At 74.1% G+C, this 23,293-nt stretch carries 17 protein-coding genes; 1 reads left to right on the plus strand and 16 read right to left on the minus strand.

The window, feature by feature from the left end; genetic code table 11:
* Positions 1-2: 2 nt before the first annotated feature.
* The 9 genes from IE225_RS12065 to bldG form a co-directional block, all read right to left on the minus strand.
* Complete coding sequence (locus tag IE225_RS12065; protein ID WP_190057438.1) at positions 3-1,208, minus strand: DNA polymerase III subunit delta'; 1,206 nt, start codon at positions 1,206-1,208, stop codon at positions 3-5.
* A gap of 224 nt (positions 1,209-1,432) precedes the next feature.
* A complete protein-coding gene (gene tmk / locus IE225_RS12070) occupies positions 1,433-4,732 on the minus strand; it encodes a dTMP kinase (protein ID WP_190057439.1) in 3,300 nt (1,099 codons plus the stop codon).
* 279 nt (positions 4,733-5,011) lie between these two features.
* Positions 5,012-7,891 (minus strand): type I DNA topoisomerase, encoded by a 2,880-nt coding sequence (topA, locus tag IE225_RS12075; protein ID WP_190057440.1) that lies wholly within the window; start codon positions 7,889-7,891, stop codon positions 5,012-5,014.
* A 268-nt stretch (positions 7,892-8,159) separates the two neighbouring features.
* Positions 8,160-8,357 (minus strand): hypothetical protein, encoded by a 198-nt coding sequence (locus IE225_RS12080; protein ID WP_190057441.1) that lies wholly within the window; start codon positions 8,355-8,357, stop codon positions 8,160-8,162.
* Positions 8,358-8,946: 589 nt separating this feature from the next.
* On the minus strand, positions 8,947-10,467 hold the full coding sequence (locus IE225_RS12085; protein ID WP_190057442.1) for a DUF7059 domain-containing protein: 1,521 nt from the start codon (positions 10,465-10,467) through the stop codon (positions 8,947-8,949).
* Between the two features lie 124 nt (positions 10,468-10,591).
* A complete protein-coding gene (locus IE225_RS12090; protein ID WP_190057443.1) occupies positions 10,592-11,203 on the minus strand; it encodes a small secreted protein in 612 nt (203 codons plus the stop codon).
* A gap of 208 nt (positions 11,204-11,411) precedes the next feature.
* A complete protein-coding gene (locus IE225_RS12095; RefSeq protein WP_190057444.1) occupies positions 11,412-13,817 on the minus strand; it encodes a sodium-translocating pyrophosphatase in 2,406 nt (801 codons plus the stop codon).
* Positions 13,818-14,186: 369 nt separating this feature from the next.
* Positions 14,187-14,618 (minus strand): ATP-binding protein, encoded by a 432-nt coding sequence (locus IE225_RS12100; RefSeq protein ID WP_190057445.1) that lies wholly within the window; start codon positions 14,616-14,618, stop codon positions 14,187-14,189.
* Between the two features lie 110 nt (positions 14,619-14,728).
* Positions 14,729-15,070 carry an anti-sigma factor antagonist BldG gene (gene bldG / locus IE225_RS12105; protein WP_010986038.1) on the minus strand — a complete coding sequence of 114 codons (342 nt, stop codon included), beginning with the start codon at positions 15,068-15,070 and terminating at the stop codon, positions 14,729-14,731.
* An 82-nt stretch (positions 15,071-15,152) separates the two neighbouring features.
* Here bldG and sftH point away from each other — a divergent pair, with 82 nt between their 5' ends.
* Positions 15,153-17,648: a DEAD/DEAH box helicase gene (sftH, locus tag IE225_RS12110; RefSeq protein WP_190057446.1), complete on the plus strand. Its 2,496-nt coding sequence runs from the start codon at positions 15,153-15,155 to the stop codon at positions 17,646-17,648.
* Here the strand turns inward: sftH and IE225_RS12115 are convergent.
* From IE225_RS12115 to ssd, 7 genes are all read right to left on the minus strand, one after another.
* On the minus strand, positions 17,572-18,084 hold the full coding sequence (locus tag IE225_RS12115) for an Rv3654c family TadE-like protein (protein WP_229879482.1): 513 nt from the start codon (positions 18,082-18,084) through the stop codon (positions 17,572-17,574). The two genes, sftH and IE225_RS12115, sit on opposite strands and share 77 nt — an antisense overlap.
* Positions 18,085-18,140: 56 nt before the next feature.
* Complete coding sequence (locus IE225_RS12120; protein WP_190057448.1) at positions 18,141-18,560, minus strand: TadE family type IV pilus minor pilin; 420 nt, start codon at positions 18,558-18,560, stop codon at positions 18,141-18,143.
* Complete coding sequence (locus IE225_RS12125; protein WP_190057449.1) at positions 18,547-18,738, minus strand: DUF4244 domain-containing protein; 192 nt, start codon at positions 18,736-18,738, stop codon at positions 18,547-18,549. The genes IE225_RS12120 and IE225_RS12125 overlap by 14 nt, the downstream gene beginning before the upstream one ends.
* A gap of 108 nt (positions 18,739-18,846) precedes the next feature.
* Positions 18,847-19,644 carry a type II secretion system F family protein gene (locus IE225_RS12130; protein ID WP_190057450.1) on the minus strand — a complete coding sequence of 266 codons (798 nt, stop codon included), beginning with the start codon at positions 19,642-19,644 and terminating at the stop codon, positions 18,847-18,849.
* Between the two features lie 94 nt (positions 19,645-19,738).
* Complete coding sequence (locus IE225_RS12135) at positions 19,739-20,623, minus strand: type II secretion system F family protein (RefSeq protein ID WP_190057451.1); 885 nt, start codon at positions 20,621-20,623, stop codon at positions 19,739-19,741.
* Positions 20,623-22,029 carry a TadA family conjugal transfer-associated ATPase gene (locus IE225_RS12140; protein ID WP_229879462.1) on the minus strand — a complete coding sequence of 469 codons (1,407 nt, stop codon included), beginning with the start codon at positions 22,027-22,029 and terminating at the stop codon, positions 20,623-20,625. The genes IE225_RS12135 and IE225_RS12140 overlap by 1 nt, the downstream gene beginning before the upstream one ends.
* On the minus strand, positions 22,026-23,129 hold the full coding sequence (gene ssd / locus IE225_RS12145) for a septum site-determining protein Ssd (protein WP_190057452.1): 1,104 nt from the start codon (positions 23,127-23,129) through the stop codon (positions 22,026-22,028). Before ssd ends, IE225_RS12140 begins: the two co-directional genes overlap by 4 nt.
* Between the last annotated feature and the right edge of the window lie 164 nt (positions 23,130-23,293).

Raw genomic sequence — 23,293 nt, forward strand, 5'->3', positions numbered from 1 at the left:
CCTCACCCCGCCCGCAGCGCCATCGTCATCGCCTCCACCGCCAGCAGCGGAGCCACGTTGCGGTCGAGGGCCTCGCGGCAGGCGGCGATCGCCTCGATACGGCGCAGGGTGGACTCGGGGGTGCTCGCGCGGGCGAGGCGCTGCAGAGTGTCCTCGACGTCCGCGTTGGCGATCGCCACGCGGGAGCCGAGCTGGAGGGCGAGGACGTCGCGATAGAGGCTGGTGAGGTCGGACAGGGCGAGGTCGAGGCTGTCGCGCTGGGTGCGGGTCCGGCGGCGCTTCTGCTTGTCCTCCAGCTCCTTGATCACACCGGCCGTGCCGCGTGGCAGGCGGCCCCCCTGGGCCGCACCGAGGGCGGCTTTCAGCTCCTCGGTCTCCTTGGCGTCCACCTCCTCGGCGAGCGCCTTGGCGTCCTCCGCCGCGGCGTCGACGAGTTCCTGGGCGGCTTTGAGGCAGCCGCCGACGTCGTCCAGGCGCAGGGGCAGTTTCAGGACGGCGGCGCGGCGCTCGCGGGCGGCCGGGTCGGTGGCCAGGCGCCGCGCCCGCTCGACGTGGCCCTGGGTGGCGCGGGCGGCGGCCGCCGCGACCTCGGGCTCGACGCCTTCTCGGCGGACGAGCATGTCGGCCACGGCCTCGACGGACGGGGTGCGCAGGACCAGGTGGCGGCAGCGGGAGCGGATGGTGGGCAGGACGTCCTCGATCGAGGGCGCGCACAGCAGCCACACCGTGCGGGGGGCGGGCTCCTCCACGGCCTTCAGGACGGCGTTGGCGGACTTCTCGTTCAGCCGCTCGGCGTCCTCGACGAGGATCACCTGCCAGCGGCCGTTCGCCGGGGACGTGAACGACTTGCGGACGGTGTCGCGCATGTCCTCGGCGAGGATCTGCGTGCCGACGGCGGCGACCGTGGTGACGTCGGCGTGCGTGCCGACCAGCGTGGTGTGGCAGCCCTCGCAGAAGCCGCAGCCGGGTGCGCCGCCCAGGGCGCGGTCGGGGCTGACGCACTGCAGCGCGGCGGCGAAGGCGCGGGCCGCCTGGGTGTGGCCCGCGCCGGGCGGACCCGTGAACAGCCACGCGTGCGTCATCTTCGACGCCTCCGGCGGCGGCTCGTCCGCGGCGGCGGCCGTGACCAGGGCGTCGGCGTCCCGGGCAGCGGCGGCGAGCTGCTCGCTCACCCGCTCCTGCCCGACCAGGTCGTCCCACACGCTCATGGGTCACGCCGCCCTTTCGTCATGGTTCGCGGTGCCGGGATCCATTGTGGGGTCGGCCACTGACAACGACGTCAACGGCGGCGACGACGGCGGGCACCCGCGCCAAGCGGGTCTCCGGGCTGCCACAGGGAGGCCAGGACCGGACAGGTCGGCAGCCCGTCCGCCCTGGCTCTCCTGGCCACCCGTCTCCCGGCGCCGGTTCCGCCGAGGGGTGAGCCGTCCGCTCAGCGCCCGCGGCCCTTGCCCCGGCCGTGCCGGTCCTCGTCCTGGGTCTCGTCCTCCCGCGGGCCCAGCAGTTCGTCGGCCAGCGTCGGCAGGTCGTCGAGCGGTGTCTCCTCGGCCCAGTCCGGGCGCGGCCGCCGACGCGGAGTGCCGTCGGGGTCGAGCTGCGGCAGTTCACGCGTGCGGTCCTCGGTGCCGTCGGTGCGGGCGGCGGCCGGTTCGTCGCGGAAGAAGCCCGGCGGGACCCGGTCGGCGGGGTCCTCGCGGCCGACCGGGGGCAGCACCGCCGTCTCGTCGGCGGGACCGGCGGCCCCCGGCGCCTCCGGCTGCGCCTGCGGCAGTACGGCCGTCTCGTCCTCCGCGCCGGGCACCGGCGGCTGCGGCAGCTTCGCCGTCACCTCGGCGTCGGACTCGGCGGGCCGCCTCGGTCCCGGCGCCGCCGAGCCGGCGCGCCCGCCCGGCTGACCCGGCTGACCCGGCTCGTCCCGCACCGGGCGCAGCACCGTCGTCCTGTCGTCGGCCCCCGACGGGCCGGGCGCGCCCGGCGCCGCCTGCGGCAGCACCGCCGTCTCGTCCTCCGCGCCGGTCGGCGTCACCGTCGGCGTCGGGACGGTCGCGGCGTCCGGTGAGACGGCGTCCGGTGAGATGGCGGGCGGCGAGACGGCGGGCGGTGCCGGCGGCCGGGGGCCGGCCTTGGCCGCGGCCGCCGCCTGCTCGGCCGCCCGGCGGGCCTCCTCGGCGCGCCGCAGGGCCTCCTCGGCCTTCTGCTGCTTCTCCAGGCGCCGCGCCTCGGCCTCGGCGCGCAGCCGGGCCTCCTCCTCGGCCTGCCGGCGGCGCCGCTCCTCCTCCGCCTTGCGGCGGGCCTCCTCCTCGGCGCGGGCCTTCTCCTCGGCGAGGAGCCGCTGCCGCTCCTCCTCGGCCTTGCGGCGGGCCTCCTCGGCGCGCTGCCGGGCCTCCTCGGCCTGGCGTTCGGCCTCGCGCCGCTGGGCCTCCTCCAGTTCGCGCCGCTTGCGTTCCTCCTCCTCGGCGCGCAGCCGGGCGAGCTGCTCCTGGCGCTCGCGCTCCAGGCGCTCCTCCTCCGCCTTGCGGCGGGCTTCCTCCTCGGCCCTGCGCCGGGCCTCCTCCTCGGCCTTGCGGCGGGCCTCCTCCTGGGCCTTCCGCTCGGCCTCGGACAGCGGCAGCATCTGGTCGAGCCGGTGCCGGATGACGGTGGTGACGGCCTCGGGCTCCTGGCCCGCGTCGACGACGAGGTAGCGGCCCGGGTCGGAGGCGGCCAGGGCGAGGAAACCGGCCCGCACGCGTGCGTGGAACTCGGCGGGCTCCGACTCCAGCCGGTCCGGCGCCTCGGTGAAGCGCTCGCGGGCGGTCTCCGGCGCGATGTCCAGCAGCACCGTCAGGTGCGGCACCAGGCCGTTGGTGGCCCAGCGGGAGATGCGGGCGATCTCGGTCGGGGACAGGTCGCGGCCGGCGCCCTGGTAGGCGACGGAGGAGTCGATGTAGCGGTCGGAGATGACGACCGCGCCCCGCTCCAGCGCGGGCCGTACGACGGTGTCGACGTGCTCGGCGCGGTCGGCGGCGTACAGCAGCGCCTCCGCACGGTGCGACAGGCCCGCGGAGGACACGTCCAGCAGGATCGAGCGCAGCCGCTTGCCGATGGGCGTGGCGCCCGGCTCACGGGTGAGGACGACCTCGTGGCCCTTGGCGCGGATCCACTCGGCGAGCGCCTCGGCCTGTGTGGACTTGCCGGCGCCGTCGCCGCCCTCCAGGGCGATGAAGAAACCGGTCGGCGACGGGGCCTGCACCGGGTCGTCGCCGCGCACCGCGTCCAGCAGGTCGTGCCGCAGCGGCACCCCGGAGCGGTCGTCGGTCTTCGCCAGCACCAGCACGGCCACCGGCAGCAGCAGCGCGCCGACGAGCATCAGGGTGAACGCGGCGCCGCCGTGGGCGAAGACGAACCTGCCGTTCTCCAGCCGGTGCGGCCCGATCACGGCGGCGACGACGGGGGCGGCCAGCGTGCCCAGGGCCACGCAGACCCGCACCACCGCGTGCAGGTGCTCCGTGGTGCGGGTGCGCCGGTATTCCTCGGTCTCCTGGTCGAGCAGGGCGTGCCCGGTGTTGGCGGCCGCGCCCGCGCCGACGCCGGCCAGGGCGAGGAGCAGCAGCACGCTGGTGACGTCCGGGACCAGCCCGGCGGCGAGCAGCGCCACACCGGTGCAGGCGATGGCGAGCGGCAGCAGCCGGCGCCGCGACAGCGTCGTGAGCACCTTCGGGGCCGTGCGGATGCCGGCGACGACACCGCCGGTGAGGGCGAGCACCAGCAGCCCGTACAGCACCGGGCCGCCGCGCAGGTCCGTGGCGTGCAGGACGGCCACCGAGACCGCGGCGGCGACGGCGCAGGCGACGGCGGCGCAGGCGAACACCAGCAGCGGGAGGGCGCCGGTGCGGCCCTTGTCGACGCCGGTGCCGGTGCGCGGGCGGCGCAGTCCCTCCAGCGGCGACCGCGCGCGGGGGGTGCGCACGGCGGGCAGCTCCAGGTAGGTCAGCACCGACAGGGAGGCGGCGAACAGGCCGGCCGCGACGTACGAGGCGAGGGCCGCGTGGTGCTGGTCGAACCACGCGACGCCGGTGCCCAGCAGGTTGTTCAGCAGCGCGGCGGCGACGAGCGCGGCGGCGGCCAGCGGGATCGCCACGAAGGTGGTGCGCAGCGACAGGCGCCGCAGGGCGTCCATGTGGTCCGGCAACGGCCGCACCGTCGCGCCCTCCGGGGGCGGGGCGGGCAGCAGCGCGGGCGCGGCGCTCTCGCGGCAGACGGTCCAGAAGCGCTCGGCGACGCCGAGGACGAAGACGGTGACCAGCAACAGGGCGAGCGCGTGGGCGGGTGTCCAGTCGATCCACAGGGGGGCGACGATCAGCAGCGCGGCGCGCAGGCCGTCGGCGCCGGCCATCGTCCAGCGCCGGTCGAGCGGACCTTCCTTCGCGGTGAGCGAGTTCAGCGGCCCGAGCAGGACCGCGCCGAACAGCAGGGTGGCCAGCACGCGGGTGCCGAAGACGGCCGCCACGGCGAGCGCCGCGCCCCGGTAGCCGCCGCCGAACGGGCCCTCGGCGATGGCCGCCTGCAGGACGAGCAGGACCAGCACCAGCAGCGCCAGGGTGTCGCCGACACCCGCGACGAGCTGGGCGCTCCACAACCGTTTCACCTGAGGCTGGCGCAGCAGGGCGCGGACGGCGCGCTCGCGGGAGTCGGCGACCAGGGCGTCGTCCGATGCCGTGTGGGGGGCCGTTGGCTGCTCGGCTCGCGTCATGCTTTCAGCCTATCGGGCCCCGCAGACGGGCCCACGGTTGCCGCACGTACCCGCGAACGCGCCGTCACTGAGGTGATATCGGGACGTTGCCTTCACGCACCGGCGGGCGGTGCGCCCCGGGAGGGGCGGGGGCGGCGGGCGGCACGCCCTGAATAGGGACAGCGCGCCCCGGGAGCCCCGGGAGGGGCGGGGCGGCCGGACCGGGCCGCGCGGACCCGGACCTGACGCGTTCTCAGACCGCCCGGCCCCGGCCCTCCCGGGGCCGGGGCCTGCGCGGTCTCAGCCCTCCGCCCCCTTGGCCGCCGTGGTCTTCTTCGCGGCGGTCTTCTTGGTCGCCGTCTTCTTCGCGGTCGTGGTCTTCGCCGCGGTCTTCTTGACGGCCGTCGTCTTCTTCGCCGCCGACTTCGCGGCGGTCGTCTTCTTCGCGGCGGCCTTCTTCGCCGTCTTCTTGGCGGTCCCCTTGGCCCGCTTCTCCGCGAGCAGCTCGAAGGCGCGCTCCGGGGTGATCGTCTCGACGCTGTCGCCGGAGCGCAGGGTCGCGTTGGTCTCGCCGTCGGTGACGTACGGGCCGAAGCGGCCGTCCTTGACGACGACGGGCCGACCGCTGACCGGGTCCTGGCCGAGCTCCTTCAGCGGCGGCTTGGCCGCGGCGCGCCCGCGCTGCTTGGGCTGGGCGTAGATGGCCCGCGCCTCCTCGAGGGTGATCGTGAAGATCTGGTCCTCGGACTGCAGGGAGCGCGAGTCGGTGCCCTTCTTCAGGTAGGGCCCGTAGCGGCCGTTCTGCGCGGTGATCTCCTGGCCGTCGGTGTCGGTGCCGACGACGCGCGGCAGCGACATCAGCCGCAGCGCGTCCTGGAGCGTCACCGTGTCCAGGCTCATCGACTTGAACAGCGAGGCCGTACGCGGCTTGACGGCGTTCTTGCCGCTCTTCGGGGTGCCCTCGGGCAGCACCTCGGTGACGTACGGGCCGTAGCGGCCGTCCTTGGCGACGATCAGGTGGCCGGTCTGCGGGTCGCGGCCCAGCTCGCGCTCGCCGCTGGGCTTGGCCAGCAGCTCCTCGGCGAGCTCGACGGTCAGCTCGTCCGGCGGCAGGTCGGCGGGGAGGTCGGCGCGCTGGTGGCCCTCGGCGTCCTTCTCGCCGCGCTCGACGTACGGGCCGTAGCGGCCGACGCGGACCACGATGCCGTTGCCGACGGGGAACGACGACACCTCGCGCGCGTCGATCGCGCCCAGGTCGGTCACCAGGTCCTTGAGGCCGCCGAGGTGGTCGCCGTCGCCGTTGCCGGCCTCGGCGGCGCGGCCGACGCCGCCCGCGGCGCCGTTCGCGCTCTCGCCGAAGTAGAAGCGCTTCAGCCACGGCACGGCCTCGGCCTCGCCGCGGGCGATGCGGTCGAGGTCGTCCTCCATCTTGGCGGTGAAGTCGTAGTCGACGAGCCGCCCGAAGTGCTTCTCCAGGAGGTTGACCACGGCGAAGGACAGCCAGGACGGCACCAGGGCCGTGCCCTTCTTGAACACGTAGCCGCGGTCCAGGATCGTGCCGATGATCGACGCGTACGTCGACGGGCGGCCGATCTCCCGCTCCTCCAGCTCCTTGACGAGGGTGGCCTCGGTGTAGCGGGCCGGGGGCTTGGTGGCGTGGCCCTCGGCGGTGATCTCCTCGGCGGCGAGCCGGTCGCCCTCGGCGACCGGCGGCAGCCGGCGCTCGCGGTCGTCGAGCTCGGCGTTGGGGTCGTCGGCGCCCTCCACGTAGGCCTTGAGGAAGCCGTGGAAGGTGATGGTCTTGCCGGAGGCGGTGAACTCCACGTCCCGGCCGTCGGCCGAGGTGCCGCCGATCCGCACCGTGACGCTGTCGCCGGTCGCGTCCTTCATCTGGGAGGCGACCGTCCGCTTCCAGATCAGCTCGTACAGCTTGAACTGGTCGCCGGTCAGGCCCGTCTCCGCCGGGGTGCGGAAACGGTCGCCCGAAGGACGGATGGCCTCGTGCGCCTCCTGGGCGTTCTTCACCTTGGAGGCGTACGTGCGCGGCCGCTCCGGCAGGTACTCGGCGCCGTACAGCTGGGTCACCTGGGCGCGGGCGGCGGCGACCGCGGTGTCGCTGAGCGTCGTGGAGTCCGTACGCATATAGGTGATGAAGCCGTTCTCGTACAGCTTCTGCGCGATCTGCATGGTGGCCTTGGCGCCGAAGCCGAGCTTGCGGCTGGCCTCCTGCTGCAGCGTCGTCGTGCGGAACGGGGCGTACGGCGAGCGGCGGTACGGCTTGGACTCGACCGAGCGGACCGTGAAGCGCGTGTCCTGCAGGGCCTCGGCGAGGGCGCGGGCGTTCGCCTCGTCGAGGTGGAGGACCTGCTCGCTCCTGAGCCGTCCCCGGGAGTCGAAGTCGCGGCCCTGCGCGACCCTCCTGCCGTCGACGGTGGCCAGGCGGGCGGCGAACGACGACGGGTCCGACGGGTCGCCCGCGCGGCCGGACGGGGAGCCCCCCGCCGGAGCGAAGCCGGAGGTGGGGGAGAAGGTGCCCGTCAGGTCCCAGTACTCGGCCGAGCGGAAGGCCATGCGCTCGCGTTCCCGCTCCACGACGAGACGCGTGGCGACGGACTGGACGCGGCCGGCCGACAGCCGCGGCATGACCTTCTTCCACAGCACCGGGGAGACCTCGTAGCCGTAGAGGCGGTCGAGGATGCGGCGGGTCTCCTGGGCGTCGACCAGCTTCTTGTTGAGCTGGCGCGGGTTGCGCACGGCCTGCTGGATGGCGTCCTTGGTGATCTCGTGGAACACCATGCGCTTGACGGGGATCTTGGGCTTGAGCACCTCCTGCAGGTGCCAGGCGATGGCCTCGCCCTCGCGGTCCTCGTCGGTGGCCAGGTAGAGCTCGTCGGAGTCGCGCAGCAGGTCCTTGAGCTTCCTGACCTGGGCCTTCTTGTCGGCGTTGATCACGTAGACGGGCTGGAAATCGTGCTCGACGTCCACACCGAGGCGCCGGACCTCGCCGGTGTACTGCTCGGGAACCTCGGCGGCGCCGTTGGGGAGGTCACGGATGTGCCCGACGCTCGCCTCGACGGTGTAGCCGGGGCCGAGGTAGCCCTTGATCGTCTTCGCCTTGGCAGGCGACTCGACGATGACGAGTCGGCGGCCGCCCTGCGCGGTCTCGCTGGTCGGGGACAACTTCTTCGCTCTTCTCTCCGGTCGACGCTGGGTCTCCCCAGGCCTTGGCTCCCGGGGCTCGGGTCGTGCTGTCGTGCTGACGCTGCGGAGTGTGACGGTACATCCCGCCCCCGTGTCAAACGGGAAAAGCCCGCAACGGCCACTCGAACGGTAACCCGACTCGTACCCTTCCTGCCGCCCGGAGGGGGCGGCCGCCCACCGGCCCTCCACGGAGGGTGATTTCCCGGTTACCGGGTTTGTCGTTGTTGGGTGTTTTGTCCTGCGGTGGTCATACGTGCGTCAGGCACCAGGTTCCCAGGATCAGGGCCGCCACGGCGGCCAGGCCCGCGAGGGCGGCCGATGCGACCGGTCTCACACCGGCGGCCACCGGCTCACGGCGGCGCACCCGAACCGCCGTCCACACCAGCAGTGCCCCGCCGAACAGGGCGAACACCATCCCCGTGAAGATCGCCGGGCCGCGCTCCATCCACGCCACCTCCGTCCCGATGCCCCGGACCGGGAGGCTGGCACCCGCGGGCGACAACGCGGCCAACCCCCGGTGAACAGACGGCGGCGCGCCGGGCCGCGGGGCACTTCGGCACCTTCCCCGCCGGGCACGGTGAGTAACCGTCCGGGGACGGTTCACATTCGGACGGCTTCGGCGGTTTCAGCGGCCTCAGCGGCTTCCGTACTCCGGCGGTTGCCGCGGCTTCGACGGCCCCGGGGGCTTTGGCGACTCCGGGGGCTTTGGCGACTCCGGGGGCTTCGACGGCTCTGGCGGCTGCCGCGGCCTTGACGACCCCGGCGGCTGCTGGGGCCCCGGGCGGCTGGGGCTCGGCCTCCGGCTGCCCTCGCCGCGCGCGCAGGGCGCGGGGCGAGGGCAGCCGGGCGCGGCTCTGCGCAGGGGCGGGGCGGCGCGAAAGCCGCCGATCGGCCGGCCGGCCCGAAGTCGGGTCGCAGCCGGCCCGAAGTCGGCTCGAACTCGCCACTGCGGATCCACGGCGCCCTGCGGTGTGCTACGGCTGCCGGGACGCCCCGCCGGTCATCCGGCCGGTCCGGTCACCCGGCCGGTCCGGTCACCCGGCCGGTTCCAGGAAGCCCTGTTCCACCAGCCGCCGGATCTGTGCGGGCGTGCGGTCGCGCAGCAGGACCGGGTCCTCGCCGATCAGCTGGGCGATGGCGTCCAGGATGCGGCCCGCGCCGAGGGTGCCGTCGCAGGCGCCGACGAAGCCCGCGCCGACGGTGTCCACCGTGGTGGCCCGGCGCATGCCGCGCCGCTGCCGCAGCACGACGTGCTCCGGGTCCTCGGCGCCGGGCAGCCCGACCTGCTCCTGCAGGATCTCGGGGGCCAGCGTGAAATGTGCCTCCAGCAGGGCCGCGTCGTCGTGCGCCCGCAGGTAGTCGATGCGGTCGAAGGTCGCGCGGATGGTGTCGCCCAGGGGCTGCTCGACGGGGTGCGGCCACTCCTCGACGAGGATCGACGGCGTGGCCGCGTCGGTCCTGCGCAGGGTGATCCAGCCGAAGCCGACGCTTCTGACCTTGCGCGCCTCGAACTCCTCCAGCCACGCGTCGTAGCGCGCCCGGTACTCCGCCGGGTCGCCGCGGTGGTCGCCGGCGTCCCGCAGCCACAGCTCGGCGTACTGCGTGACGTCCAGCACCTCGCGCTGCACGATCCACGCGTCGCACCCGCGCGGCACCCAGGACCTGAGCCTGTCCTGCCACTCCTCTCCCTCGACGTGCTCCCAGTTGGCGAGGAACTGGGCGAAGCCGCCCGGGGCCAGCCGCTCCCCCGCCTGCTGAACGAGCGTGCGGCACAGATCGTCCCCGCGCATGCCGCCGTCGCGGTAGGTGAGCCGGGCGCCGGGTGAGATCACGAACGGCGGGTTGGAGACGATCAGGTCGAACGTCTCCTCCTCCCCGACCGGTTCGAACAGCGAGCCCTGGCGCAGGTCGGCGGCCGGGGCGCCGGAGAGGGCGAGGGTGAGCGCGGCGATGTGCAGCGCGCGCGGGTTGACATCGGTCGCCGTTACGCGCCCGGCGTGCCGGGAGGCGTGCAGCGCCTGGATGCCGGAACCGGTGCCGAGGTCGAGCGCGGAGGCGACCGGCGTGCGCACGGTGATCCCGGCCAGGGTCGTGGAGGCGCCCCCGACGCCGAGGACGACCCCCTCGTCCCCGCGTCCGATGCCGCCGGCTCCGCCGACCGCGCAGCCCAGGTCGGCAACGACGAACCAGTCCTCGCCGTCCGGGCCGCCGTAGGGCCGTACGTCGACCGTGGCGGCGAGCTCGTCGGCGCCCGCGCGCACCAGCCAGCCGGTCGCCAGGCATTCCTCGACGGGCAGGACGTCCTTCAGGCGCGCGTGCGGCACCGGCTGCTGCAGCAGGAACAGCCGGACCAGCGCCTCCAGCGGCGTGTCGCCGCGGGTCGCCCGCAGTGCCGGCACGGTCTCGCTGCGCGCCAGCGCCGCGTACGCCGGGGCGCCGAGCAGGTCCAGCAGCCCGTCGGCGGTGAAAGAGGCGCCGAGCAGGGCGTCACGCAGCCGGGCGGCGACGTCCGGGCGGTCGGCGGCGGGCAGGTCGGGCAGGGTGGATTCGCTCACGTCCTCATTGTGTCGGCTGGGTCCGACACCGCGCGTCCCGCCGGGCGACGGCCGGGCACACGCCTGTCAGCCGGTGATCATCTCCGCGCGGCGAAGAACGAGGACGGCCGGGCACGCGCGCCTGTCAGCCGCTCACCGCCGGCGAGGCCGTGGCCGCCGAGGAGGTGTTCCGGCAGCTGGCCTGCTTGGCCATGGCCGCGCCGACCTCGCCCTCCTCGAGGTTCTTCAACGCGTCGTTGCCGCTCTTGCTGAGCTTGTCCAGCTCGGTGGCGACATCCTTGAGGCCCTCGGCGAACTTCGCCTGGTCCTTGGTGTTGAGGGCGTCGACCTGCTTCTGGAGGGAGGCGTAGGACGACGAGAGCTGGGTGAGTTCCTCGACGGCGTCCTGCTGCTTCTTCTTGCCGTTCTCGACGTCGGGCGCGCCGGCGTTCCGCACGGCGGCGCCGATCGCCCGGTAGGCGTCGGACATGTCCTGGAAGGCCTGCGCGTCGGTCTTCTGGACCTGTGCCGGCGGGCTGTTGTCCGAGGTCTCCTTCTGGATCGCGGCGTTGGCAGCTCTGATCTTCTGCGCCTGCGGCTTGACCGCGTCGCAGACCTGCTTGGCCCAGGCATCCAGCTTGTCGTTGCCCTTGTCGCCGCCGTCGCTGCTGCTGCATCCCGTCAGTGCCAGTATCAGTACCGCACCGCCGGACAGTGCGGCCGTGAGCTTCTTGTTCACCGGATTGGTCCCTTCCATGGCTCTCGGCCCCGGAACATACACGCCGGACGGGAGACGACCACACGCGGAACGTCCGATTATGAGATCTCTTACAGCTGTTCGCCCCAAGCGAGAGAAGGCTCACGGCGGCACGGCGGGGCGCACGCAGGACGGGCGGGCGACGCCTCAACAGGCATCGCCCGCCCGTCCCTTGAGCTGGGGCTCCTCCCACACCCCCGGGCCGTGTCTACGAAACCACCGCCGGATCCGCCGACTTGTGCTTCCGCTCGACGTCGCCCTCGTCACCCACGGCGGTGCGCCGCCGCTTGGAGACGTAGACCGCGCCGACGATGACCACGAACGCCAGGGCCGCGATCAGTACCCGTACGCCGACGTTCTCGTCGGCGCCGTAGCTGAACTTGATGACGGCGGGAGCGATCAGCAGCGAGACGAGGTTCATCACCTTCAGCAGCGGGTTGATCGCGGGACCGGCGGTGTCCTTGAAGGGGTCGCCGACCGTGTCACCGATCACCGTCGCCGCGTGCGCCTCACTGCCCTTGCCGCCGTGGTGGCCGTCCTCGACGAGCTTCTTGGCGTTGTCCCAGGCGCCGCCGGAGTTGGCGAGGAACACCGCCATCAGCGTGCCCGCGCCGATCGCGCCCGCCAGGTACGCGCCGAGCGCGCCGACGCCGAGGGTGAAGCCGACGAAGATGGGCGCCATGACGGCGAGCAGGCCCGGTGTGGCCAGTTCCCGCAGGGCGTCCTTGGTGCAGATGTCCACGACCTTGCCGTACTCGGGCTTCTCGCTGAAGTCCATGATCCCGGGCTTGTCGCGGAACTGCCGCCGCACCTCGTACACCACCGCGCCCGCCGACCGCGACACCGCGTTGATCGCCAGCCCGGAGAAGAGGAAGACGACCGCCGCGCCCGCCATCAGCCCGACGAGGTTGTTCGGCTGCGAGATGTCCATGATCAGGGTCATCGGCGCGCCCGCCCCGGTCAGCTTCTCGCCCACGTCCCGCGCGCCGGTCGTGATCGCGTCGCGGTACGACCCGAACAGCGCGGAGGCCGCGAGCACCGCCGTGGCGATCGCGATGCCCTTGGTGATGGCCTTGGTGGTGTTGCCGACCGCGTCGAGGTTGGTGAGCACCTGCGCGCCGGCGCCCTCGACGTCGCCGGACATCTCGGCGATGCCCTGCGCGTTGTCGGAGACCGGCCCGAAGGTGTCCATCGCGACGATCACACCGACCGTGGTGAGCAGCCCGGTGCCGGCCAGCGCCACCGCGAACAGCGCCAGCATGATCGACGTGCCGCCCAGCAGGAACGCCCCGTATACGCCGAGGCCGATCAGCAGCGCGGTGTAGACGGCCGACTCCAGGCCGACGGATATGCCGGCCAGCACCACGGTGGCCGGGCCCGTGAGGGACGTCTTGCCGATGTCCCGCACCGGGCGGCGGCTGGTCTCGGTGAAGTAGCCGGTCAGCTGCTGGATCAGGGCGGCCAGCAGGATGCCGATCGCCACCGCGACCAGCGCGAGGATGCGCGGGTCGCCGTCCTTGCCGCGGATCGCGGCGTCACCGACACCGTCGAGGTCGGCGTAGCTGCCGGGCAGGTAGGTGAAGACGGCGACCGCGACCAGCGCGAGCGAGATCACCGCGGAGATGAAGAAGCCGCGGTTGATCGCGCTCATGCCGCTGCGGTCGGCGCGGCGGGGCGCGACGGCGAAGATGCCGATCATCGCCGTGAGCACGCCGATGGCGGGCACCATCAGGGGGAAGGCGAGGCCGTCGTTGCCGAACGCCGCCTTGCCGAGGATGAGGGCCGCGACCAGCGTCACGGCGTACGACTCGAACAGGTCGGCCGCCATGCCCGCGCAGTCGCCGACGTTGTCGCCCACGTTGTCGGCGATGGTCGCGGCATTGCGCGGATCGTCCTCCGGAATGCCCTGCTCGACCTTGCCGACCAGGTCGGCGCCGACGTCGGCGGCCTTGGTGAAGATGCCGCCGCCGACCCTCATGAACATTGCGATCAGCGCCGCGCCGAGGCCGAAGCCCTCGAGCACCTTCGGCGCGTCGGCGGCGTACACCAGCACCACGCAGGTGGCCCCGAGCAGTCCGAGCCCCACCGTGAACATGCCGACGACGCCACCCGTGCGAAATGCGATCTTCATCGCTCTGTGGGAGACGGCGGTGAGATCCTTTTCCGGCTCTCCGGGCGCCGGGGTCGCCTCGCGCGCCGCCGCGGCGACGCGCACATTGCTGCGTACGGCGAGCCACATTCCGATATAGCCGGTGGACGCCGAGAACGCCGCGCCGATCAGGAAGAACACCGACCGCCCGGCACGCTGATTCCAGTCGTCCGCGGGCAGCAGCATGAGCAGGAAGAACACGACGATCGCGAATACGCCGAGGGTGCGCAACTGCCGGGCCAGGTAGGCGTTGGCGCCTTCCTGTACCGCCGACGCGATCCGCCGCATGCCGTCGGTGCCCTCGCCCGCCGCGAGAACCTGGCGCACCAGGACGCCGGCTACCACGAGCGCGGCGACGGCGACGGCCGCGACAACCGCCACGATCACCCGGTTGTCGTCGGTCAGTACGGCAGCGGAGAGGGTGGTGGTGTGGCCCGAGTGAAGGGAGATGGTAAGCCCCGCCATTCGTCCTCCTTGACGCTTGGGCTGAGCTCAAGATGTGGACGGGATTGTAGGTACCGGGACCTGATCTAAACAGGGCGCGGTCATGGGATTCGGCCTGCGTTTGCCTCTCGGTAAATGATCGCCGAACGACCGCCGACCGGATAGCGGTAATACTCCGAACGCATTAATTCCTGATCCGCAGCGGCGCCATTGATCATCACCTGGTCATCACCGCCGATCGTGAAGCAATTCACGTAATGCGCCGTGTGTTTCTGCGGATGAGATCACTCTACGAGCGTGCCGGCGGCGGGGCGACATGCCGAAGGGCCCCACGGTGTGGGGCCCTTCAGTGCAACGGCTCCTTCAGTGCGACGGCGCGCTGTGCGTCCGTCAGGGGAGTACCGCGGTGGGCGGGGTGGTCGGCCAGGTCATGCGGAGCTGCCCGCCGTGCTCGCCGGACCTGACCTCCAGGTCGTCGACGAGGCCGCTGATGACCGCGAGGCCCATGTCGTCCTCCTCGCTCTCCGGCTCGCCCGTGTCGGCGCCGGGGGACCGCTCGCCGGGAGCCGAGTGCGGCGCCTCGTCGCCGACCTCGATGGAGAACTGCTTCTCCTCCTCGATCAGCAGCACCTTCACCGGCGCGGAGACCCCGTTGCTGCGGTGCAGTCCGACGGCACGGGTGCAGGCCTCGCCGACGGCGAGCCTGACCTCGTCGAGGACGGCCTCGTCCACTCCGGCCCTGCGCGCCACCGCCGCCGCCACCAGCCGGGCGGTTCTGACGTGCTCGGGCAGCGCGCTGAAGCGGAGCTCAACGGTGGCCATGCATCCCCCTCGCGACTACGGGCGTGCTCTCGAGTGGCCGGGCCGTCGACGGCCCGGCCACCCCTCGGGTGAACTTCTTCCGTCCCGGGCGCGCCGCCCGGGTCCGGTGGTCAGTCGGTCGCCGCCACCGCTTCCTCGACCGAGGTGTGGATCGGGAACACCTTGGTGAGGCCGGTGATGCGGAAGATCTTGAGAATGCGCTCCTGGTTGCACACCAGGCGCAACGAGCCCTCATGGGCACGCACCCGCTTCAGGCCGCCGACCAGCACGCCGAGCCCGGTGGAGTCGAGGAAGTCCACGCCCTCCATGTCGACGACGAGGTGGAAATTCCCGTCGTTCACCAGCTCGACCAGCTGCTCGCGCAGCTTGGGCGCGGTGTATACATCGATTTCGCCACCGACCTCGACGACCGTACGATCGCCGACGGTACGGGTCGACAGGGACAGGTCCACGGATCCTCCAGCACCTTGCTATCGAGCGGTCGTCCCTCGGGACACCTCGGCTTGAAGCCCCCAGGACGGTTCGCCAGCCGCGATGGCATTCAATCACTTACCGGCAGGCGTGCACGACGCCTTGGTCCCATTGTCCGTCACGCCGGTGACACACTCGGTGCCGATGGCCAAGAATCACCGATCCGATCGACCCCCGACGGACACCGCACCCCGCATGTCGCCGGGCGCGGTCCTGGACCGGCTCGCCTCCGGGCCGAGCCGGGCTTCGCGCATCACTCATACCCAGCACTTGCCCCCGCGCGAGGGCCGCCATGCCGTCTGGCCCGACCGGATCCGCGCCGAGGTCATCGCGGCCGTGCGGGCGGCGGGCATCGAGCACCCCTGGGCCCACCAGGCGCGCGCGGCCGAGCACGCCCTGGACGGCGACTCGGTGGTCGTCGCCACCGGCACGGCGTCGGGCAAGTCGCTGGCCTACCTGGTCCCCGTGCTCTCCACCCTTCTGGACGGCGCCGAGGCCCCGAACGGCCGAGGCGCCACCGCCCTCTACCTCTCCCCCACCAAGGCGCTGGCCGCCGACCAGTGCCGCTCCGTGAAGCGCCTGGCCCGCCCGCTGGGCAACGCCGTGCGCGCCGCGGTGTACGACGGCGACACGCCGTTCGAGGAGCGGGAGTGGATCCGCCAGTACGCCACCTACGTGCTGACCAATCCCGACATGCTGCACCGCGGGATACTGCCCTCACATCCCCGCTGGTCCTCCTTCCTGCGCGCGCTGCGCTACGTCGTCGTGGACGAGTGCCACACCTACCGGGGCGTCTTCGGCTCCCACGTCGCCCAGGTGCTGCGCCGCCTGCGCCGCCTGTGCGCGCGCTACGGCGCCTCCCCGGTCTTCCTGCTGGCCTCCGCCACCGCCGCGGAGCCCGCCGTCGCCGCCCGCCGGCTGACCGGCCTGCCGGTGGTGGAGATCGCCGACGACGCCTCTCCACGCGGTGAACTGGTGTTCGCCCTGTGGGAGCCCCCGCTGACCGAACTGCAGGGCGAGAGGGGCGCACCCGTTCGGCGGACCGCCACCGCCGAGGCCGCCGACCTGCTGACCGACCTCACCGTGCAGGGCGTGCGCTCGGTCGTCTTCGTCCGCTCCCGGCGCGGCGCGGAGATCATCTCCGTGATCGCGCAGGAACGGCTCGCCGAGGTGGACCGGTCGCTGGCCCGGCGTGTCGCGGCCTATCGCGGCGGCTACCTCCCCGAGGAGCGGCGTGCCCTGGAGCAGGCCCTGGACTCCGGCGAACTCCTCGGCCTGGCCGCCACCACCGCCCTGGAACTCGGCATCGACGTCTCCGGCCTCGACGCCGTCGTGATCGCCGGCTATCCGGGCACCCGCGCCTCGCTGTGGCAGCAGGCGGGCCGGGCCGGGCGCGCCGGACAGGGCGCCCTCGCCGTCCTGGTCGCCCGCGACGACCCGCTGGACACCTTCCTCGTCCACCATCCCGAAGCCCTCTTCGACCGGCCCGTGGAGTCCACCGTCCTCGACCCCGACAACCCGTACGTGCTGGCCCCGCACCTGTGTGCGGCCGCCGCCGAGCTCCCGCTGACCGACGAGGACCTCGACCTGTTCGGCCCGGCCTGCCCAAAGCTGCTGCCGCAGCTGGAGGCCGCGAAGCTGCTGCGCCGCCGCGCGACGGCCTGGCACTGGACGCGCCGCGAACGGGCCGCCGACCTCACCGACATCCGCGGCCAGGGCGGCCGGCCGGTGCAGGTCGTCGAGGCGGGCACCGGGCGGCTGCTCGGCACCGTCGACGAGGGCGCCGCGCACACCACCGTCCACGAGGGCGCCGTCCACCTGCACCAGGGCCGCACCTACCTGGTGCGCTCCCTCGACCTGGAGGACTCCGTGGCCCTGGTCGAGGAGGCGAACCCGCCGTACACCACGGTCGCCCGCGACACCACCTCCCTCTCCGTCCTCGACACCGACACCGAGGTCCCCTGGGGGGACGCCCGGCTCTGCTACGGCTCCGTCGAAGTCACCCACCAGGTCGTCTCCTTCCTGCGCCGCCGGGTCGTCACCGGTGAGGTGCTGGGCGAGACGAAACTCGACCTCCCGCCCCGCACGCTGCGCACGCGCGCGGTGTGGTGGACGGTCACCGAGGACCAGCTGGACGCCGCCCGGATCACCCCGGAGATCCTCGGCGGCGCCCTGCACGCCGCGGAGCACGCGTCGATCGGCATGCTGCCGCTCTTCGCGACCTGCGACCGCTGGGACATCGGCGGCGTGTCCGTCCCGCTCCACCCCGACACCCTCCTGCCGACGGTCTTCGTCTACGACGGCCACCCGGGCGGGGCGGGCTTCGCCGAGCGGGCCTTCCACACCGCCCGCTCCTGGCTCACCGCCACCCGCGAGGCCATCGCCTCCTGCGAGTGCGACGCCGGCTGCCCGTCCTGCATCCAGTCCCCCAAGTGCGGCAACGGCAACGATCCGCTCCACAAACGGGGTGCCGTCCGTCTCCTCACGGTGCTGCTGCGCGGGGCACCGCAGGAGACACCGCCGCAGGAGACACCGGAGGAGAAGGCCGGGAGGGCGTAGGCCCCGGCCCGGGGAGTGGTCCCGGCGGATCGGGCGGCACCGGGGCGTCCGGCAGCCGCCCCGGGCCCGCCCGTGCCCTCACCCGCGCGGTGAACGGTCCCTGCCCCGACGCCGCGGTCACGTCCGAGGTGTCGCCGACGAGCGCGCACCGCACGAGCCGGGCGCCCTGGGCGTGCGCCACCCGGTCCGCCCGGGCGCAGGCCGCCGCACCGCCCTCCGCCCAGTGATCCGCCGCCGCGAGCGCCGCCAGGTCGGCGCCTCCGGCCGCGTGGTGCCGGACCACGCACGCGTGCCCCAGGCCGAGCAGCGCGCCGAACACCACGCACAGCGAGGCGATCACAGCGACACTCCAGACCGAGGCGGACCCCCGGTCGGAACGCCACCGCGAACCACTGCCCCGGCCGAAGCGCCGCGCCTTCCCCGCCCACCGCCCCACGGGGCTCGCGGGCACCACCCGGGGATGCGCGATCCCACGTCCGCACAGAGCACGGCTCATCGCCCCACCACCTCCGCCCCGCCCGTACGCTCCTCCATCGCGCCTGTGCTCTGCTCCGTTCCGCCCGTGCTCTCCTCTGCCAGTGCCACGGCCTCCTCCCGCAGCTCGACGGGCAGCCCGTGCAGCAGCGGTGGCCGGGCCGTGACGACCACGCGGACCTGGTCGCCCTCCCGGGTGACCGTGACCCGGGCACCGGGCGGCGCGGCCTTCCGGGCGACCTCGACCACCGCGTCGGCGGGATCCTGGCGGGCCGCCGCGCGGGCCCCCGTACGGGCCGCGTCCACGCACTGGATCTGCGCGGCCATGGCCAGCAGCCCTCCCATGAGCGCCAGCGCGACGAGCACCAGGACGGGCAGTGCCACGGCCGTCTCCGCGGTCACGAAGCCCCGGTCGTCCGCGCGCTCACATCGGGCCACTGAGCGCTCGATTCACGAGTGCCTGCAACTGCGCCTGGACCTGATCGCTCGTCACCACCTTGTAGAGCACCGCGGCCAGTCCGACCGCCGCGATGATGCCCATGGCGTACTCGGCGGTGGCCATGCCCTGGTCCCTGCGCAGAAACGTGCGCAGTCGTGTCCAAACCGTCTTCCACATCTCAACCCCCGTGAGGTTTCGTTCCAGTCGTCAGTGCCAGTGGTTCTCTCGGCCCGGTTGTCGGTGCCAGTGGATCTTTCGGGCCCGGTTGTCGGGCCAGTGGTTCTCTCAGCGGCCGCCTCCTCCCAGCACTCCGCCGGCCAGCCCGATCACGACGGGCAGAACGCCGACCGTGACGAAGGCGGGCAGGAAGCACAGCCCCATGGGTGCGGTGACCAGGACAGCGGCCCGGCGGGCCCGCGCGGTCGCGGTGCGCGCCCAGTCGGCACGGGCGTCGGCCGCGAGCCGGGCGACGGGGCCGGCTGCGGGCAGTCCCGACTCGTCGGCCCGGTGCAGCAGCCGTGCCAGGACCCGAGCCCCCGGTATCGCGGCCAGGCCCCGCCAGGCGTCGGCCGGTGCGCCGCCGAGCCGCACCTCCGCCGCGCCGCGTGCGAGTGCCGCACCGACGGGCCCGCCCAGAGCCTCACCGACGGCCTGGGCAGCGGCCACCGGACCGGCGCCGGCGGCGATGCAGGCCGCCAGCAGGTCGGCCGCCAGCGGCAACTGACGGGCCGCCTCCGCGACGTCGTACTCCTGCGAGGGATCGGCCGCCGTCCGCCGTTGCCGCCACCGCCACAGCACGACCGCGCCGACCGCTCCAAGCCCGACCCCGGCGACGCCGCCGACCAGTACCCATCCCGCACCCACCACGCCGACCGAGGGCAGCCAGCGCCGTACGACGCCGCGCACTGCGGGCCACGGTGTGGCGGACGCCCCGCGCCGCTCTCGTTCCCGATCCAGCAATCCGGCCAACCGCCGCCGGACCCGCCGCCGTTGGCGCACCGCCGTCGGCCATCTCACCGCCGCCCACAGCAGCAGCGTCCCGCCCAGGACCGTCCCCAGCCCGTGGACGACGTCCGTGCTCATCCCGATCCCGCCTTCCCCTCGTATGCCGCCCGGCCCGCCGCGGAGCGCCCGCGTGCCCGGAGCCCGTACCGGTGCGTCCCCCCGACTCGCCCGCTCACGTCACCGCCTCCGCTCCCCGCACGATCCGCAGCGCCCACCACAGGCCCCCGCCCTCCAGCGCGGCGCCGACCGCGAGGCAGCCCAGTCCCGGCGCGGTGTGCAGCAGCACGTGCAGCGGGTCGGCGCCGAGGGCGGTGCCGAGCAGCAGGCCCAGGACGGGTAGTCCCGCGAGCATCACGGCGGTGGCCTTCGCGCCCGCCAACTGGGCACTGAGGTCGGCTCGTTGGTCGCGTTCGGTGCGCAGAGCCCCCTCCAGGCGGTCCAGCCCGGCGGCGAGTCCGGCGCCCCGGTCGACGGCCACCCGCCAGCACGCGGCGAGACCCAGGAGCCCCTCGGCGCCCGGTTGCCGCGCCGCCGCGGCGAGGGTTTGGGGAACGTCGCCGCCGAACCGGGCAGCCGCCAGCACCGCGGCCTGTGCCTCCCCGAGCCCACCGGACTCATGTGCCGCACGCAGGAGGGCCTCGCCCGGCTGGCGTCCGGCCCGCACTTCCCCGGCCAGGACCCCGCACAGGGCGATCACGGCGTCCCCGCGGCGCTCCCGCTCTCGCCGCGCCGTCCTGGCCAGCCGTGCCCGCCGCAGCGCCGGTACCGCGGCGGCTCCGACGAGAAGCGGGATCCATGAGGTGCCCAGGACCGTCAGGACCAGCCCGGCGGCCGGTGCCCACCACTCGGGGCGCGGCGGCCTCCGCAATCGCCGCAGTTCGGTGACTGCACGGTCCCACGGGGACGGTCCGGTCCCCGCCGTTCCTCCGCCCGCCAGGAGCAGCCGGGCCCGCCGTGCGCCGGAGTGGCGCCCGTCCGTCAGCCATGCCGCCATTCCGGCGCACACCGCGGCGGCACCGACAGACAGGTCGTACAGCGATGTTCCCTCCGTGCCCATCACGCCTCCTCACCGCTCGCGCCGCTCGCACCGCCCGCACCGCTCGCGCTGCCGCCACCACGCCCACCGCCGCCACCGGGCCTCGCACGTCTCCAAGCCCCCGCCGGTCTTCCGGCAGGCGCCTGCGAAAACCGGTCGGCCCGCTCCCCCGTGTCACGGCCGTGACTGCCGTGACCGCTGTGATCTTCGTGATCTCCGTGACCGCCGTGACTGCCGTGACTGCCGTGAAGCAGCCCCAGCAGCCGCTCCCACCCGCGTTCGCGGGCGAAGGCCTCCGCCTCCCACCGCAGCGCCGGCACCGTGGTGACCAGGCCCGACGGCTCCCGCTCCAGCACGTGCACCTCATCGATCCGCCGCCGTCCGCTCCGGTCCCGGACGAGGTGCACGATCACCGACAGGGCCGCGGCCAACTGACTGTGCAGGGCGGCCCGGTCGAGTCCGGCCGCCGTGCCCAGCGCCTCCAGCCGCGCGGGGACGTCGGCGGCGGCGTTGGCGTGCACCGTGCCGCAACCGCCCTCGTGGCCGGTGTTCAGCGCGGCCAGCAGATGGACGACCTCCGCTCCGCGCACCTCGCCCACGACGAGCCGGTCCGGCCGCATCCGGAGGGCCTGCCGCACCAGGTCCTCCAGGGTGACGAGGCCGGCGCCCTCCTGGTTGGCGGGCCTGGTCTCCAGGCGGACCACGTGCGGATGGTCGGGCCGCAGCTCCGCGGAGTCCTCGGCGAGCACGATGCGCTCGCCGGGGCCCACCTGCCCCAGCAGGGCGCTGAGCAGCGTGGTCTTGCCGCTGCCGGTGCCTCCGCTGATCAGGAAGGACAGCCGGGCCCGCACCAGCGCCCGCAGCAGCCGGTCTCCACCCGGCGGCACCGTGCCGACCGCGACCAGCTCGTCGAGGGTGAAGGCGCGGGGCCGCACCACGCGCAGGGACAGGCAGGTGCAGCCGACGGCGACCGGCGGCAGCACGGCGTGCAGGCGGGTGCCGTCGGGCAGCCGGGCGTCGACCCAGGGCCGCGCGTCGTCGAGACGGCGCCCGGCCACCGCGGCGAGACGCTGCGCGAGGCGTCGTACGGCGGCCGTGTCGGGAAACGCCACGTCGGTCCGTTCGAGCCCGCCGCCCCGGTCGACCCAGACCCGGTCGGGCGCCGAGACCAGCACGTCCGTGACCGCCGGATCGGCCAGGAGCGGCTCCAGCGGCCCGGTGCCGACCAGCTCGGACCGCAGTTGTTCGGCCGCGCCGAGCACCTCGGCATCGCCCAGCACCCGGCCCTGCTCCCGCAGTGCCTGCGCCACCCGCGCCGGTGTCGGCTCGGCCCCGCTCTCGGCCAGCCACTGCCGCACGCCGTCCAGCAGGCTCCCGCCCGCGCCCGTGCCGCCGCCGGGCCGGGGAACGTCGGTGAGGTTCCTCATGCGGCACCCGCCTCGATCAGTGCGCGCTCCCAGAACACCGTGCAGAAGCGGGCCAGCGGTCCGCGTCCGGAGGCCGCGGGCGGTGCCTTGTCCTCTCCCGGGCGCAGCAGCCCGGGCTCGACGGGCACCTCGCCCGCCAGCGGCAGGCCGAGCAGGCGGGCCACCTCGCGGTCGTCGAGGCCGGGCGCGTGGGGACCGCGTACCGCGACCCGCAGGTCGCGCAGGACCATGCCGACGGCGGACGCCACCCGGCCGGCCGCGGCGACCGCGCGCAGTTCGGCGGGGACCACGAGCAGCCCGACGTCGATCTGTGCGAGGGCCTCGGCCACCCCGTCGTCGACGCGGCGCGGCAGATCGACGACCACGGCGCCGCCACGCCGCCGGCCCGCGGCGAGCACCGCCCGTACCGCCTGGGGCGGAATGGCGACGCGGTCTCCGCGGTCCCAGCTGAGCACCCGTAGCGAGTGCAGCGCGGGCAGCGACTCCTCCAGGGCGCCGCCGCCGACCCGGCCGCGGGACGCGGCGAACGCCGGCCAGCGCAGCCCTTCGGTGGCCTCTCCGCCGAGGAGGACGTCGAGTCCGCCGCCGAGCGGGTCGGCGTCCACCAGGAGGGTGCGCAGCCCCCGGCGCGCGGAGGTGAGGGCGAGCGCGCAGGCCAGCGTGGACGCCCCGGCCCCGCCGCGGCCGCCGATGACGCCGACGGTGAGCGCCGGTCTGCCGACGCCCTCGGCGACATCGGCGATGCGGTCGACCAGCCACTGCTCGCCGTCGGGCAGCATCAGGACGTGGTCCGCGCCGATCTCGACGGCTCGGCGCCACACCCCGGAGTCGTCCTGATCGCGCCCGACCAGCACGACTCCGCGCCGCCGGGCAGCTCCGCGTACGCGCCGCGCGGCGTCGTCGCCGACCAGGACGAGCGGTGCCCCCTCCCAGGTCCCTCTGCGCTCCGGCAGCCCGTGGTGGACCTCGGGGGTGGCGCCGGCCGCGGCGCACAGGCGCAGCAGGTCGTCGAGGAGTTCGGCGTCCTCGGTGACGATGAGCGGCCTGCCCGGCCGGTCCGGGCCGACGGGCGGCGGGTCGTGGGTGACGGATCCGGCCATGGTGCTTCCCCCTTGCTGCATGTCTCGCGCAGCCCCTGCGGCCCCGCGAATCCCAACCGTGTGAAGAACCGGCAACCGGCCGCCCTATGAGCGCCCGATACGAACCGGCCCATACGCGTCCCGGCAAACGGGAACCGGCCACGAACTCGCCGCGAGCCGGACGC

It is taken from the genome of Streptomyces echinoruber (assembly GCF_014651135.1).
GTDB classification, from domain to species: domain Bacteria; phylum Actinomycetota; class Actinomycetes; order Streptomycetales; family Streptomycetaceae; genus Streptomyces; species Streptomyces echinoruber.